General features: G+C 49.3%; 10 protein-coding genes. 7 read left to right on the plus strand and 3 right to left on the minus strand.

Annotated features, from left to right (window positions below; translation table 11 throughout):
* Positions 1–39: 39 nt before the first annotated feature.
* A complete protein-coding gene (locus tag G8759_RS03390) occupies positions 40–4,062 on the minus strand; it encodes a S8 family serine peptidase (protein ID WP_167205207.1) in 4,023 nt (1,340 codons plus the stop codon).
* A gap of 651 nt (positions 4,063–4,713) precedes the next feature.
* Between G8759_RS03390 and G8759_RS03395 the strand changes: the two genes are divergently transcribed.
* The 4 genes from G8759_RS03395 to G8759_RS03410 all read left to right on the plus strand — a co-directional run bounded on the left by G8759_RS03395 (position 4,714) and on the right by G8759_RS03410 (position 8,944).
* Positions 4,714–6,150 carry a DUF1800 domain-containing protein gene (locus tag G8759_RS03395; protein WP_167205209.1) on the plus strand — a complete coding sequence of 479 codons (1,437 nt, stop codon included), beginning with the start codon at positions 4,714–4,716 and terminating at the stop codon, positions 6,148–6,150.
* Positions 6,151–6,247: 97 nt separating this feature from the next.
* Positions 6,248–7,450: a DUF1501 domain-containing protein gene (locus G8759_RS03400; RefSeq protein ID WP_167205211.1), complete on the plus strand. Its 1,203-nt coding sequence runs from the start codon at positions 6,248–6,250 to the stop codon at positions 7,448–7,450.
* Between the two features lie 132 nt (positions 7,451–7,582).
* Complete coding sequence (purE, locus tag G8759_RS03405) at positions 7,583–8,080, plus strand: 5-(carboxyamino)imidazole ribonucleotide mutase (protein WP_167205213.1); 498 nt, start codon at positions 7,583–7,585, stop codon at positions 8,078–8,080.
* Positions 8,081–8,098: 18 nt separating this feature from the next.
* Positions 8,099–8,944, plus strand: a complete 846-nt coding sequence (locus tag G8759_RS03410) for a LysM peptidoglycan-binding domain-containing protein (RefSeq protein ID WP_167205215.1) — start codon at positions 8,099–8,101, stop codon at positions 8,942–8,944.
* A gap of 43 nt (positions 8,945–8,987) precedes the next feature.
* On the opposite strand, the gene G8759_RS03415 is transcribed toward G8759_RS03410, so the two are convergent.
* Positions 8,988–9,839: a DUF481 domain-containing protein gene (locus G8759_RS03415; RefSeq protein ID WP_232074120.1), complete on the minus strand. Its 852-nt coding sequence runs from the start codon at positions 9,837–9,839 to the stop codon at positions 8,988–8,990.
* 106 nt (positions 9,840–9,945) lie between these two features.
* On the opposite strand from G8759_RS03415, the gene G8759_RS03420 reads away from it, so the two are divergent.
* The 3 genes from G8759_RS03420 to G8759_RS03430 all read left to right on the plus strand — a co-directional run bounded on the left by G8759_RS03420 (position 9,946) and on the right by G8759_RS03430 (position 13,444).
* Positions 9,946–10,911, plus strand: coding sequence for a Gfo/Idh/MocA family protein (locus G8759_RS03420; RefSeq protein WP_167205217.1), 966 nt, complete (start codon positions 9,946–9,948; stop codon positions 10,909–10,911).
* Between the two features lie 198 nt (positions 10,912–11,109).
* Complete coding sequence (locus G8759_RS03425) at positions 11,110–12,282, plus strand: AIR synthase-related protein (protein WP_167205219.1); 1,173 nt, start codon at positions 11,110–11,112, stop codon at positions 12,280–12,282.
* A 70-nt stretch (positions 12,283–12,352) separates the two neighbouring features.
* Positions 12,353–13,444 (plus strand): T9SS type A sorting domain-containing protein, encoded by a 1,092-nt coding sequence (locus G8759_RS03430; RefSeq protein ID WP_167205221.1) that lies wholly within the window; start codon positions 12,353–12,355, stop codon positions 13,442–13,444.
* Positions 13,445–13,497: 53 nt separating this feature from the next.
* Here G8759_RS03430 and G8759_RS03435 read toward each other — a convergent pair whose 3' ends face one another.
* Positions 13,498–16,575, minus strand: coding sequence for an efflux RND transporter permease subunit (locus tag G8759_RS03435; protein WP_167205223.1), 3,078 nt, complete (start codon positions 16,573–16,575; stop codon positions 13,498–13,500).
* Between the last annotated feature and the right edge of the window lie 15 nt (positions 16,576–16,590).

The raw sequence follows: 16,590 nt of genomic DNA on the forward strand, positions 1-16,590 counted from the left end.
CAGTTGATTAAAGTTATAAATGTGTTTCAGATGATCGCGTTACTGTTTATAAATGCGTTTCACCCAGTTGCTCTGAGTTTTTTCATCTGAAACAACCACAAAAAATATACCGCCAGGCAAATCTGCTACATCAAGCTGAATGGAATAATTTTTTCCGTCACGCTGTAGCGTAGCCGTTCGGAGTGTCAGGCCACGCATGTCGGTGAGCCGGACGGCGGGTAACTGCTGAAATGCCGTTGCCGACGACAACGAAATCGTTACCTGTCGGGTAGCCGGATTTGGGTAAACAGACAGACTATTATCCTCTGCAACGGGTTCTGCAGCCAGAATTGCCAGATAAACATCGTTGGATGTAGCCGCTCCGCAACCATTCACATTCCCCCGCACCGAATAACGACCCGTTTTTCCAGCTACATATGTTGAACTCGTTGCTCCCGTAATGGGAACGCCATCGAGTAACCATTGAATATTGGTTGTCGCATTGGACGTTAAGGTGAAGCTATTTACAGTAATGACCGGTGTCTGGGGCGTTTGAATCGATACGGGTATCGCGTTTGACAGTACAGGCGAACACGCATTGGCTACCTTCACCGCATAATTTCCGGCTGTCGATGCCAAAACCGTACTGCTGGTAGCGCCAGAAATCGTTTGTCCGTTGCGTAACCACTGGAATGTGTAGCCTACGCCGGTAGCCGCCTGTAGTGTTACACTGCTTCCCTGACAGATACTGGTCGAGCCATTGGGTGTAATGCTGGCTGTTGCGGCAATTCCGGTCGTTGATGTAACGGGTGTTCGCTGGGCCGACGGACAATCGAGCGAACGAACTTTGAGGTTGTAAAAATAATACCAGGCATTTTTAAGCGTATCGATCGTTGTCCCGCTGTTATACAACGAGCCTTTAATGCTGACAATCGGTGCTCCTGATTGCGTTTTAACCTGATACGGAAAGCCACCAACACCAACATTACTCCGGAATATAGACGCGCCACCAGCATAATCGATGGTTATCTGGTAATCACCGGATTCGGGAATTCGTAAGTTAAGCGGGTAAACGGCTCCCTGATCATTCGGGTCATCGACAAGTTGCCCATTCACGGTCGCGGTCAGGCTTTTATTTCGCGTTGGAGCCACATCGAGCGTTACACTCGAAATAGCCGTATTATCGTATTTACGAACGGTAAACGTTAGTTGACCTGCACTGGCGATGTAAAGCCGGGCACTTTCGAGCATCAGTGGCACTTTCGTTGTAATAAGCGGAGCCGGACCAAAATTTCCGGCATAGCTGCCACCACCAAAGGCTTGTTTATTAGCAGGACCGATAACGGTAGAAAATTCATTCAGAGAAGCATAAAACAGACCACCGGCTGGCAAAGACGGAGCGGATGTCTGATTGCCAGCCGCCAGTAAATTGCCGCCAGTTGGTGCGTCGTACCAGAAGGCCACACCTCCGCCCGTGTTGTGCAACGCAATGGCGGTATCGTTGCCACAGCGTAGGGCAGTAAACAGACCGTTCGTGGGGTTAGAGGCCGTGGTACGGGTTTCGGTTAGTAAATTGTTATCCGGATTTTGATCACCATCCAGGTTCGTGTTAATGATGAAGCGGTAGGTGTGACCGGCCATCAATGGCGTGCTGGCCGGTACCTGAAAGGTCAGGATGCTATCCCGAAAAGCGCCGATTTGTTGAATGGTTCCGGTTAAGGTTGCTACATCGGCAACGCCGGGATCGTAGATTCGTACGGTTACGGGCACATTGCGTTGAACGGCCGTTCCGAGATTACGAATCCGAATGGCAATGATCAGGTCGCTGTTCGAGCAGAAATTAACGTCAGGCGAGATCATCTCTACAGCACTCAGATCATTGGCGGTTCGTACGACGTTGAGCCCGTAATCCTGGGTCTCACCATTGGTATAATTGCCACAGGAAAGAACATTGGCTGCATTATCGGTTTCGCTCGCCACAATGCGTAACCGCAGAATCTGACCACTTTGTGCACTGGCCGGAACGGTAATCGTTGTGATAAACTGGGTTGTATTATTCAGCAGAGTTGACGTAGCGACGGTTTCGCCCGCATCATCGAAACTGCCATTCTGATTCCAGTCGATAAATGCTTTCACGATGGCATTTTTCGCTCCCCCGCACGTGCCGAGCGACACCGTCAGCGGAACCTGCTGACCGGCCTGAATGGAAGTCTTTACCTGTGAAAAATCCGTGTAGGACGTACATCCGTCCGAACCAGCCTGATTGATGCTCCCAAATTGTACCCGACTGATTTTGGTATCAGCCGTTGAGGTGGGTGCGGATGCGCAATACGTTTTTCCGCCAATACCGCTGATGAGCAGCGCATAATCCTGCTTACTGCCATTTAACGTGCCTTTGTGCGTAACCGTTAGTGTGTATGATTTGCCCGGTACGGGATTGGCAATCAGAATCTGCTCCACATTGTCGCGGATGTTATCGCCCTGAGTGGCCGCATTGGCCGGATTCGCTGGGTCTAGCACCCACGGCTGCGAGGTCGTTTTCCCATCGCTAATGCGGAGATCAAGATCATTGACGAGTTTAATTGTCCGATCGTTCAGGCTGGAACTGGCTGTGCCGGCCGGATCGGTCCAGCAGGTGGTTGCTACGAGTGGCCCACGCCCCGATGCGACTACGGTTAGAGAATAGGTTTCGCCCTGACTGATCGTACGCTCGTCGAGCAGATGGCTTTGATCGGCGTTCAGAATGACTCGCCCAGCCTTTTCCATGTTCAGCAATCCCCAGCCGAAGCGATAATCGGGTCCGGGCGCTGGTCCTGCTTCATTGGCGGTATGAATAACCAGCCCTTTGAGGGTCGATGAACGAAGAAAGCGCCCATTATTCCGCTGCGAAAACAATTCCTGCAATAGCAAGATCGACCCGGCTACATTGGGCGACGACATCGATGTGCCGCTCAATGTTGTATAAGCACTATCGCTATCGGAGCTTGTCGATAGCACCGACACACCTACACCCGAAATGTCAGGCTTTATACGACCATCATCCGTTGGGCCCCAGCTACTGAAATCGGCTAAGGAAACGTCGGAAGGCTGGTTGTAGCCATTGGTCAGGTAACTTACAGCGGCCACAGTTAGAATATTCTTCGCTGTTCCATAGGTACTTATTAAATCATAACCATTCTGACTAGCTCGAGGGGTAGTGCTAATTGTATCACTACTGCGTATATAGTAAGGTTGACCATCGCCTGGGCCATTATCTCCTCTACTATTTCCTGCCGCTTTTACAATCAAATAATTCGGTGAATTAACGGCAATCCTATCCCATGAAGCAGTAATACTACTATAAAGGCCAAACTTGTAATCTTCTGTTTTATTAATTGTTGTATCTCCATACCATTCCCATTTAATATTTGTTATTCGAGTGTCATTATAATTCCAGCCTGCAACTGCGCCATAGGAGTGATTGGAGACAAGGAGATTAGGCGCAGCGGCACTCATTTCCGGAGTGTCACTTCCTCTCGCAAAATCATAAGCTCGTAGATTGGTACTGTAGGCCATACCGCGTACTTGTGGGTTGACACCCGCAGCTACCATGATGCCTGCAACATGAGTGGCATGTACATCGAGCGTACTGGCGTTATCGATCTGAGCAACCCGCCCCGTTTTGAACTCAATATGGGTACTACGCACTTTGCCCCCATCCCAAAAGGCAAGCTTATCCTGAAGGGTTTCTCCTGATAATGATACCCCCAGTCCCCCACCTCCATAAAGCGCATTGGTGCGGGTAGTCTGGCCCGCTCGAGTGGTACTATACGCCCTATCATACAGCAATTCACCACGCTCCGTAATGCCCCGCAACACAGACACTGTACCATCAGCATGCCGCTGTTCGATTGGGCGGTTCAGACGGCGGGACAGAGTTAGGGCCTGCTGGTAATTACTGGCTTGAAATTCCGTAAGCGTCTTCTGAAGAGCCTGCTGGCTGGCTCGTTGCTGCGCTGTATATTGAGGTAATGGTTGAGCCGTAAGAACTGTAGTTGTCAGGAATAAAAGCAACCCCGACAGTAGCTGTAAAAATCGTTGCATATGAAACTGCCGAACCGGATAGGTCGACTAACGAAGGTACATGGTAGATACGAGAAATAGGGCTATTCCGTTGCGGAGGTATTGTACATAAGGTCGGTTGACTAGTTTTTTAATCATACTTCCCGGGTGTTAAGGTGACAGCTTATCTCCAAGCATTGATTATGCCAATTTTTAGAATAATTATTTACAGGCTTATTAAATAATAAATTATAGTTTGTAAGCAAATTATAATAGTTGCGTTTTAGGTGACATTTGTAATTTTTAAGTTGGCTTGGAGCTTTACTTTACGCTTACCAGAATAAGCGATTTGCACAAATCAATAAGAAATAACATTCGGAAAGAATAAATATGAATAATCAGCCATTTAGTAAAATACTTCTAGGGGTTTTGGTGCTTATATTCCCCATTTGGGCATATAGCTAAGAAGACCATCCTCCATTTATAGAAGCTAAGCAGGTAGCTTTTGCACAGATTCAATAAAACGGAATTTCCTCTAATTTTATCAAAAAGTGTGTTAGAGAGGATGGATTTAGCCCTGATGAACGGCCCCCAAGCGATAACATCACGCATTATCAGCAAAATTTAATTCCCTCATTATTAAACGCTAACTCGATTCGTTTGTCATACCCGCATCGCCAGCGAGCAAGGCATATGGACAAACTGACAAGACTGCAACAAACCCGTTACCTGTTTGCGCGGGCTGGCTTCGGTGCTACCCCCGGCGAACTCAATGACGCGGCTCGGAAACCACTCCGGAAAGTGGTACGCCAGCTCATCAAGGATAGCGAATCGTTTACGGCACTGAAGGTCGTTGAACCCGACGAAAACACAACGAAGCGGGCGTTACGAGGGCTGATGCGTAATGGCCAGCTTGATCGGGACATGCTCAGGGAGCGTATCCGGATGAATGCCGAAAAAGTCCGTGATCTTAACCTCCAGTGGCTTGACCAGATGGCGTCGGGAAAGGGCGCTTTTCGGGAAAAGATGGCCTTGTTCTGGCATGGCCATTTCGCCTGCCGGACAATGGGTCAGAATCCGCTGTTTATGCAGCAATACGCCAATACGATCCGGCAGAACGCCCTTGGTCGCTTCGGTGATTTGCTGATGGCGGTTTCGAAAGAACCGGCCATGCTGCAATTTCTCAACAACCAGCAGAATCGGAAGAATGCCCCGAATGAGAATTTTGCCCGCGAGGTGATGGAGCTGTTCACGCTGGGGCGAGGCAACTATTCGGAACATGATATTAAGGAAGCCGCACGGGCGTTTACGGGTTGGCAGTTTACGCCAGAGGGACAGTTTGTTTTCCGGGAACGCGTTCACGACGAAGGCGAAAAGGCCATTTTTAGTAAAACAGGTGCCTTCAAAGGGGAAGACGTGATTGCCATGCTGCTGGAAAATAAGCAGACGGCGCGGTTTGTAACGGGCAAAATCTACCGGTTTTTCGTCAATGAAACGGACGATAAAAATCGGGTCGAGGAGTTGGCCGATCAGTTCTATAAAAGCGGATACGACATTGCCGGACTGATGGAAAGCATGTTTACGTCTGACTGGTTCTACGAGGCTAAAAACATCGGCACCCATATCAAATCACCGGTGGAATTGCTGGTCGGAATGCGTCATGCGCTCGGTCTGACATTCGAGCAGCCCCAAACGCAGATTTTTGTCCAGCGAACATTAGGTCAGATCCTGTTTTATCCGCCGAATGTGGCTGGGTGGGCAGGTGGCAGAAACTGGATCGATTCGTCAAGTTTACTTTTCCGGATGCAATTGCCGAGCTATGTTCTGAAAGCCGCTGAGGTGACCGTTCGGTCTAAAGAAGATGGCGATGTAAATACACAACTCCTGGCCCGAAAGGGTGGTCAGCGTTTTCAGGTAAAAGCGAATTGGGAGGACTTTGAAACCGCCTTTTATAAGACCACGGATGCCGACCTCACCGATGCCATTGCGGCTGCATTGTTACCGTTTCCGCTCAACACCGAACAGCGGACATTAATTGAAACGCAGCTAAAGGCTGCTCAAACCCGCCCCGAACGCATCCACGCATTGACGACAGCCCTGATGAGCTTGCCGGAATATCAACTTTGTTAAAGAGCGAACGAATGAAAGAGTGAAAGGTCTGGTAGCTCAGTACTAGCTTTTCTCGTTTCGTTCTTTCATTCATTCGCTCTTGCACTCTTTAGAAATTATGAACCGCAGAGACTTCCTCCAACAATCGGCCCTGACAACGGCGGGAACCTTATTGATTCCGCATTTTCTGAAAGCCTACGAAACGCAGGCAATGGGGCAACTGCCTGGCTCGACGGGTAAAATTCTGGTGATCGTGCAGCTATCGGGCGGAAACGATGGCCTCAATACAGTCATACCGTTCCGTAATGATATTTATTACCGCGAGCGGCCTACCATTGCCATCCGGCCCGAAAAAGTATTGCCCTTAAACGACGAAATTGGCCTGCATCCGGCCATGGGTTCGTTGAAAGCTCTCTATGATGAAGGATTGGTGACGGTGATCAACAATGTCGGCTACCCAAATCCCGACCGTTCGCACTTTCGCTCGATGGATATCTGGCAAACAGCCAGCGATTCAGATCAGTATCTGCATACGGGTTGGATTGGCCGTTATCTGGATGCGGCCTGTGCCGGGAAAACGCAGCAACCGTTCCGTACCATTGAGGTAGACGATACGCTGAGCCTTGCTCTGAAAGGGAATAATCTGAACGGAATGGCTGTCTTAGACCCGAAAAAGCTGTACAATCAGACTCGGAGTGGTCTGGTTACGAAGCTGGGTCAGGCGCATCACGACGAGCACGAATCCGTGTCGTACCTGTATAAAACGCTCGCTGAAACGGTTTCTTCGGCAGAATACGTCTATGATAAGGCAAAAATACAGACTTCCTCAACGACCTATCCCAATCATGAACTGGGTAATCGACTCAAAACCGTTTCTCAATTCATTCAGTCTGGTGTTGAAACGAGCGTCTATTACATCTCAATCAGTGGTTTCGATACACACATCAACCAGCCGGGGCAGCAGGAGCGATTGCTGGGTCAATATGCCGAAGCCGTAGGCGCGTTTATGACGGACCTGAAGGCCGCCAATCGGCAAAATGACGTATTGCTGATGACATTCTCGGAATTTGGTCGGCGGGTAAAACAGAATGCCAGCAATGGTACGGATCATGGAACGGCTAACAATGTATTTCTGATTGGCGGAGGAATGCCTTCGCGTCGGGTGCTGAACGAAGCCCCCAACCTAACGGCCTTAACCGACGGTGATCTGACCTACTCTGTCGATTTTCGCCAGATTTATGCAACTCTGCTCCGTGACTATCTGGGTACGGATGATGTGACAATTCTGGGCCGGAAGTTCGAGTCGCTGAAGATTGTATAGATAGGTCAATTGTAGAGGTCTATGGGCTAGGTAGCACTAACTTTACTTCCAGAATAATATTTTACCGGTCTTTCCATAAAAGTCTGCTCTAAACTGCGTTATTTCGCAAAGAGTCAATTTGTATTCCACTGAATGGTAGGCATTATTATGGGTAGCCTCTCTGACCGTAAAGTCATGCAGGAGGCCGCCGACATGTTAACAACGTTGGGTGTTGCTTGGGAAATGGATATTGTTTCGGCCCATCGCACCCCCGAAAAAATGGTCGAGTATGCGAAAACGGCCCGTGACCGGGGCTTGCGGGTTATTATTGCCGGTGCCGGTGGCGCTGCTCATCTGCCCGGCATGGTTGCTTCGCTGACAACCTTGCCCGTAATCGGGGTTCCCGTCAAATCAAGCAATTCAATCGACGGCTGGGATTCTGTCCTGTCTATTTTACAGATGCCTGCTGGTGTCCCGGTTGCAACGATGGCGCTGGATGGTGCCCGTAATGCGGGTATTCTGGCCGCGCAAATTATTGGAAGCGCTGATGAACGGGTTTCTCAAAAGCTGACGCAGTTCAAAGAGGAGTTGAAAGAAAAAGTGGCCGAGATGAGTCGACAGCTAACCATCGCACCGGCGGCCCGCCCCTAACCTATACCCATATACTCAATGGAAACCGATAATCAAACGACAAACTCCCGTCCGACCGGAAATTCCAGTCTGCCTGCCCTTACGCTCATTGTGCTGGTCGGGTTGATTGCGGCTTTGCTTTATGTGGGCTATGAGTACATTTCCGACGATACCAATGGGTCTGACGAACTGACGAATGTAGCACTCGATACGTTGTCGCAACAGCCTGTAAATCAGGACAACGGTGAGATGTTGATGGCACCGGAAGAGGTAGATACGTCGTCGCAGCCAGCCCCGGTCGACCTGTCGCAGGCGACTCCGCCCGCCGATGCTCCTGAAGCCAATGCACAGGCGGAAGAAGTAGCGGAAGGTAATCGGGAAACCACCGACGGGAAGCCCGGTCCGAACGAAAAAGCGACTGCTGTGAAGCCTGCTGATGAAAAGCCGGAGGTAGCCAAAAAAGAAGAGAAGCCAAAGGAAGAAAAACCGAAAGAGGAAAAGCCTAAAGCCGAGAAACCCAAAGAAGAAGTCGTTGCCGAAAAACCAGCCGTGACCCGACCAAAAATAAAACCCGGTGGTGTTTCCAGTTCGTATACAGTTGGTGCCGGAGAAACCTTTTACGGAGTAGCCAATCGCTACAACATGAAAGTTAGTACACTAAAAGATATGAACCCCGGCGTATCGGAAAGCGATGTTAAAGCCGGTATTACGAAGTTAAACGTAAAAGTGATGGCTGTTCATACGGTTGGCCCTGGTGACGTATTGCGGGTTGTTGCGCAAAAATATGGCGTCAGTAAAGAAGCCATCATGCGGGCCAATAAGAAAGAAAAAGACATTGCTACGCGGGGTGAACGACTCATCATTCCATTCCCCGAGAAGCAGTAATTTTATCGAAACCAGTTAACCAGAGCGGCAATGTATTGTCGCTCTACTTTTTTTCATAGACCAATCCTATTGTAAATCGCAGGTCGTTATTCTGACGGCCGGGCACAATCAGGCTTTCATACGCATTCGCAAGCGTCGTACGCAGGCTGGTGGTTGTCGTTAATTTTACCTGAACGCTTACACTGGCATTCCATCGGATGTTGTACTGCCCCAAAGCGGGTTGATAAAAAGCCGTGTGCGTAACGGTCCAGCGATCCTTATCAAAGGTATATTCGCCATAAAGCCGGGCCGAATTACGGAAAATGTTGATGTCGTTCAGCTCCTGAAAGTCGGTATATTCCTGCATTAAAACATCCGTAAGCGAAATGTAGGCTCGTTTGCGATTGAGCAACTTAAAGCCAGCTCCGGCCGCAACAGTCCAGCGATGATTGATCTGTCGCAGATTACTTCGCTCATACGAGCCAAAGGCCAGATAATACAATCGTTTTTCGTGGCGTAAAGTCGTTCGTAAATCGCCGAACCATTCGCGTTCGGCCAGGAGACCATTTTGCTTCCCATAAACGAATGACGGATTACTCGACAATTTAAAATAGTCACTGAGCTGATAATCGATCGCACTTGTCAGCTGCAATAAAGCCCGGTTGACATTGCCGGATGTAAGGGTGCCATCGGCGGTAAAGCGATACCGAAACGTAGGCGTAGGTGGTGCAGCTTGTTGTGCCTGGGTTGAATCCTGGCTGCTGGTTGCTACCTGGCTCGAATCCGCTTTTGTCGTTTTGATGGAGTCTGGCGTAGAGGGTCGTAGCGGATCGGGTTGCTCCACAATCTGGGCAAACACGCGGGAATGAAAAAAAAGAAGGACAATCGTTAAAGCAAAAAATTGAGCGGTTTTCACGAGATGTTGAGATGGTAATGCCCGCAACTTAGGAAAAAACTATAGATTTGACCGATGGTCGACTGGCCTATTTATTGAATTGCCCTTCACTCAATCAGGTATCCATATGACCCGCTGGGGAATTTTAGGACCGGGCCGTATCGCCCATAAGTTCGTGCAGGACTTGCTGACACTGCCCGACGCGCAACTGTATGCCGTCGCTTCTTCCAATCAACAACGTGCCGACGAATTTGCGCAGCAGTACGGAGCTACTCATGCCTTTGGTTCGTATGAAGACCTGCTAACCTTACCCGATCTGGATGTGGTTTATGTGGCCACCCCACATACGCAGCACCATGAGAATGCCATGATGCTCCTGAAAGGTGGTGTGGCCGTACTCGGTGAAAAGCCGTTTGCGATGGATGGTAAACAGGTGAAGGAAATGGTTGACACCGCCCGCTCCGGGAAAGTATTCCTGATGGAAGCACTCTGGAGTCGGTTCATGCCTGGGATTGTCCGGGCGCATGAGCTGGCTCAATCGGGTGCCATTGGTAAGATTGTGTCGGTAAAAGCAGACTTTGGTTTTAAGGCACCCTTTTCTCCGGATGGACGATTGTTTAACAAGGCACTGGGGGGAGGAGCGTTGATGGATATTGGGATCTATCCGCTGTTTTTGTCATACCTGATGTTGGGCAAACCAGCAACAATCAAAGCATCGGCCATTTTTGGAACAACCGGCGTCGATGAGCAATGTGGCATGGTGCTGACCTACGATGATGGCCAGCTTGCTTTGTTAGATAGCACATTGCAGGCGAAAACCGATTGCGTAGGCATCATACAGGGAGAATCAGGCCAGATTCGAATTCATAGCCGTTTTCATGAAGCGAAAGGGATTACGCTTCATCTTGAAGGTCAGGACCCAACCGATTTTGACTTCGACCGGAATACGCACGGCTATGATTATGAAGCGCAACACGTTATGCAATGCCTGGCCGAAGGTCGGACAGAAAGCCCCGTCTGGTCGCTGGATGACAGCGTTAATCTGATGACATTACTGGATGCGATTCGGGCCGAAGCTGCCATTGTTTATTAACAAGTTATTCGCCCAGCCTTCGGCCCAGACTCGTGCCACAGTTATTTTTGAGTGTCCTGGTTAACCGTGGTGCGGGTCTGGGGCGAGGGCCGGGCGACAGTCCTGATTCAGTAACCGAGAGCGATGCAAAAGGGGGATAATGGTTTTTTCTCCATTCCATCGCTCTACTCTTTCCGCCTTCGTCCTTACCTTTGCGGCATGACTGATCGTTATGCCCAGCGCGGAGTTTCCGCCAGCAAAGAAGATGTTCACAACGCTATAGCCCAACTCGATAAAGGCTTATTTCCCAAGGCGTTTTGTAAAATCGTACCCGATACACTGGCTGGTGACCCGGATTACTGCACCATTATGCACGCTGATGGGGCCGGAACAAAATCGTCTCTGGCCTATCTGTACTGGCGCGAAACGGGTGATCTAAGCGTCTGGCGGGGCATTGCGCAGGACGCCGTCGTGATGAATACCGACGATCTGATCTGCGTTGGGGCAACGGGCCCCATGTTGCTGTCGTCTACTATCGGACGTAACAAAAACCTGATCCCCGGTGAGGTGATCGCCGAAATTATCAACGGAACAGAGGAGGTGTTGCAGATGCTCCGTGATTATGGCATAGAGATTTACAGCACCGGTGGCGAAACGGCCGATGTGGGCGATCTGGTTCGTACGGTCATTGTCGATAGTACGGTCATTGCCCGGATGCGACGCGATCAGGTGATCAGCAACGACCGCATTCAGGCGGGTGACGTTCTTGTTGGACTGGCTTCATTTGGCCAGTCAACTTACGAAACAACCTATAACGGAGGAATGGGCAGCAACGGCCTTACGTCCGCCCGGCATGATGTGCTGGCCCATTATCTCGCCGACAAATATCCTGAGAGCTTTGATCCCGCTATTGATCGCAGTCTTATTTACAGCGGTTCGAAAAAACTGACTGACGAAATTGCCGTTGGTTCTGGCGAAAATGTAACGGTTGGCCAGCTGATACTTTCGCCAACTCGTACTTATGCTCCGGTTGCCAAAGCTTTACTCGATGAGCTACGTTCGCAAATCCACGGCATGGTGCATTGTTCCGGCGGAGCGCAGACGAAAGTACTTCATTTTATTGATGACCTGCACGTTATAAAAGACAATCTGTTTCCCGTGCCACCTTTATTCCAACTGATTCAGCAGGAGAGTGGTACGAGTTGGCAGGAGATGTATAAAGTCTTTAATATGGGGCATCGGCTGGAAGTATACCTGCCCGAAAACCTGGCTCAGCAGGTTATCGATATAGCCAGATCGTTTGGCATTGACGCTCAGGTCATTGGGCATGTAGAGGCTTATTCGGGCAAGAAAGTCACTATAAAATCTGAACAGGGTACTTTTTTGTATTGATTCTCTTGTGAAAACGAGATAAGTAGCTAGATTGCAGGTGTTAGTGACACTTGTTCGACCACATCTGGCTATGAAACTATCGTTCGCACTTATTTTACTTCTGGTATCACAGCTTGCGAAAGCTCAGCAAACGCCTTTTACCGCAATCTGGAGTTTCGAAAATACGGATATCGGAGCCTCGTCAGATAGCCGGGTTGGTGTTTCTAGTGTTAGCTATGTAGGTGTCAACAAGCTATTCGGCGGATACCAGTCGGGTTATTCTGGGCTGGGGGTTAGCCTACAGCATTGGTCAACAACGAGTTGTGATCAGAGTAAGTACGCCCAATTTTCGATACAGCCTCAAGGAACGGCTCGAATTACCCTTACATCCTTATCGTTTGCATGTTCCCGTTCATCAGAAGGGCCTCAACAACTTACGGTTAGATCGAGTGTCGATGGATTTAATAGCGACATTTATTCACAAACTGTCTCGGAAAACTACCAAATAGCCTCAATTACACTCAGTGGGGATAATTTTACTAATCAAACGTCGGAGATAATCTTTCGCATTTATGGCTGTAGTCCGGCTTCCAGTAATGGAACGTTACGGTTGGACCAAATTCAGCTTAACGGTCAGGCTCTCCCCGTTTCGCTCGTTTCCTTTTCTGCTAAGCCTCAGGGTGATCAGGTTCAGATTAGTTGGGAGACAGCGCAGGAACGTAATGCCGATTGGTTCGAGGTTCAACGTAGTAACGATCTGGGCGAGTTTATAACATTTGGCCAAATCGCGGCTAAAGGAACTACTGACCAACATCATTATTACGGCTTCACAGATCAACGACCTTTGGACGGAGCTAACTATTACCGCTTAAAGCAAATTGACAGGGATGGTCAGGCGTCAAACTCCAAAATTGTCGCGGTGGTTATGGATGAATTTACGCCATCAATGGAAGTGCTGGGAAATCCAATTGATGGGCAGATGATTCGAGTAACCATGCGCAATATGGCCAAGGCTACGTTTCACCTGACAACTCTGGCAGGGCATGAACTTCCTCTGGAAACGGACACACAATCCGACGGCTCCATCTTATTGAAACCCATTCAACCCCTCGCTCCGGGAATTTACCTGCTCCGGGCAGAGCTGAATGGCAGGCGGCTTATTCAGAAAGTTGTCGTGCGATAGCGATTAAATAGAAACTTAGCCACCAGATTCAATACGATCCGGTGGCTAGGTTTTTACACCAATACAGCTTCCTGTTCGCTGGCCGCTACGGTTTTGGCCTGTACGCTCGGCGGCAGCAGCTTATACAGCACGGGTGTCACTACACGCGATAATAATGTGCTGGAAATCAGACCACCAATCAGGACCCATGCCAGGGGTGAGTAGAGCGGATTCCCTTCGAGTGCCAGTGGCATCAGGCCGCCAATCGCCGTAAGCGAAGTAAGAACAATTGGCACAAAACGCACTTCCCCAGCGTGTTCAATGGCTTCAATCAGTGGCATTCCTTCCTGACGGAGTTGATTGGTAAAATCGACGAGTAGAATGGAGTTTTTGACCTCAATGCCAATCAGCGCGATCAGCCCAATAACGGCTACAAACGAAAAGGGATTACCCGTGAAATAGAGGGCCAGCACCGCACCGATAATTCCTAATGGAATCACTGATAACACAATCAACGTACTTTTAAACGTGCCAAATTCCAGCACCAGAACCGCAATAAAGCCGAAAATAGTGATGAGAATAATGGTGCCCAGGCCCCCAAATGATTTGGCGCGACTCTCCAGTTCACCAGCAGTCTGGTAGCTGAAGCCTGTGGGAAATTTCATTTTGTCCAGCTTCGAGAGCACGTCATTGAATACGTTATCAACCAAATAGCCCGTTTTGACAAAGCCCGTAATCGTAACGTACCGGTCTTTATCGTAGTGACGGATCTGATTCGTACTGCTTTCGAATTCGAGGTCGGCGATTTGCCGCAAGGGTACGGCAGAGCCGGTTAACGTGTTAACATACAGGTCGCTGAGAACGCGCTGGTCCGCTACTTTCCCTTTCGGCAATGTTACATTGATGGTATAATCGTCGCCATTGGGTTCTTTGAACGTTCCAACGTTAAGCCCCGCAACAGCAAGCCGAATCGTGCGATTCACATCAGCAATTGAAATTCCTAATAACCCTGCCTTTTCTTTGTTGATGCGTACGCGCAGGTCGGTTTTCTGGTTAGCCAATGGATTGTTCACGTAGATCAGACCCGGCGTTTTTTTGAATGCCGTTTCAACCCGCGATGCCATTACCTTTAGCGTATCCAGGTTTTCGCCGAATACCCGAATTGCGACCGGAGCTTCCTGATCCGGACCCTGCTCAAAATCTTTAACCTCAATTTTGGCGTTTGGATAGAGCTTGAAACGCTCGCGAAGCTTATCGATCATAACTCGCTTTTCGGCGGGCTCCATATCGACCAATTGCACATAAAACTGGGCGTAGTTCGGCGATTCGTTCCGTTGAACGATGTTGTAATAGATACGGGGTTGACCGCGTCCTACATTCGTCGTAACATATTTTACATCATGTTCCCGTTTCAATTCGCCTTCTACGTAACGGGCAACGCGATCCGTTTCCGATAGGCTGGTCCCATCCGGCGTTTCGACATTGATCAGAAATTGAGGTTTTTCGGAGGCTGGAAACAGGCCAAACCCCACAATTTTGAACATATACAGAGCTCCTGTAAATAAAACACCCGCAAAAAGTAGCGTTACAACCGGGTGGCGGAGGCCCCAGTGAAGCAGACGACTATACGAGCCACTGATTAACCGCTTGAGGGCACGCATGAAAATGTTCCCTTCTGAATTGTGCTCTTCTTTCAGGATTCGACTCGACAGGAATGGGACAATTGTCAGCGAAACCAGCAAGGATGCCAGAATGGTTGTGACAACGGCCATCGGCAATGATCGGATGAAGTCGCCGGAGGCTTCAGGAAGAAACAGGAGCGGTAAAAATGCCAGAATCAACGTTACCGTACAGCCAATAACCGCCAGTGTGATCTGACGGGTTGCTTTGATAGCGGCTTCCCGTTTCGAATAGCCCTCACGCAGGTAACGCTCAATGTTTTCGACGACAACAATGGAGTCATCGACCAGAATGCCCAGGGCAACAATTAGCCCCACAATACTTAACTGATTGATACTGAATCCCAGAAAATCCAGCCCGGCCAGCCCAATGGACAGTGATAGGGGAATCGAGATCATGACGACCACTGCAGCCCGGAAGCCTAACGGGAGCAATGTCAGCGAAACGAGAAGGATAGCCAGCGCAAAATCCTGAACAAAGTGATCGAGCCGCTTATTGACGCTAACCGTCTGGTCGAAATTTTTAACGAGACTGATGTGTGGTGGCAGCGTTTTCGCAAATCGATCAATGATCGGGTTCAACTGTTCACCGACCTTCGCGATATTCTCACCGATTTTTTGGCCCGCCGTAACCAGAACCGCCCGGTGGCCGTTCAGTCGGGTAATGTGGCTTTCGTCTTCGTAGGTAAAATCAACGTCGGCAACATCACGGAGGTAGATAATTTTCTGGCCGTTAGTCGAAACAATGGTATTTCGAATTTCGTCAAGCGACCGGTAGTCACCCGCTGTTTTGACGTTAAATTTACGCGTCCCGGCCTGAATACTTCCTCCTGGAATATTCAGGTTTTCGGCTTGTAAGGCTCCCAATACACGATTGACAGCCACGCCATTTTGGGCCATTTTTTCGATGTTCAGCGCCACGCGGACAACCGAGGCTGGATAGCCCCAGTCTTCGGCATTTTTGAGATTCTTTATTTTCTCAAATTCCTCTTTCAGTTTATCCGCATATTCACCCAACTCTTTTGATGAAGCCACTTCCGACAGGAGGGCCACCTGAACGATATTTACGTCGGTCGGTGAGAATTTTTTGATGTCGATCCGGTAGATATCGGTCGGTAATTCAGCTTTCAATGCATTTACTTCCCGGATAATTTCCTGGTATTTTTCGTCCGGATCGACACTATAATCGTATTCAAGCCGAAATACGGCCAGGCCATCATCCACATTGGTAATGACATGGTTCATGTTCTCAAGCGCATTGAATCGGGCTTCGCCGGGGTCGACAACGAGTTTCTCCATGTCGAGTGCGTCGGTGCCGGGGTAAATGACCGCTACGGCAAAACTGGGTGCCGTAAATTCAGGATCTTCGCCCCGAGGCATGTTCAGCAGCGAGTTGATGCCAAGTGCAGCCACGCCGAGAAACAGCACCAGCATGAACTGCCAGTTTTTGACAGAAAATTCGGATAGGTTCATAGCTTTTTCTGAACA

The sequence above is a fragment of the Spirosoma aureum genome, from assembly GCF_011604685.1.
GTDB classification, from domain to species: Bacteria; Bacteroidota; Bacteroidia; order Cytophagales; family Spirosomataceae; genus Spirosoma; species Spirosoma aureum.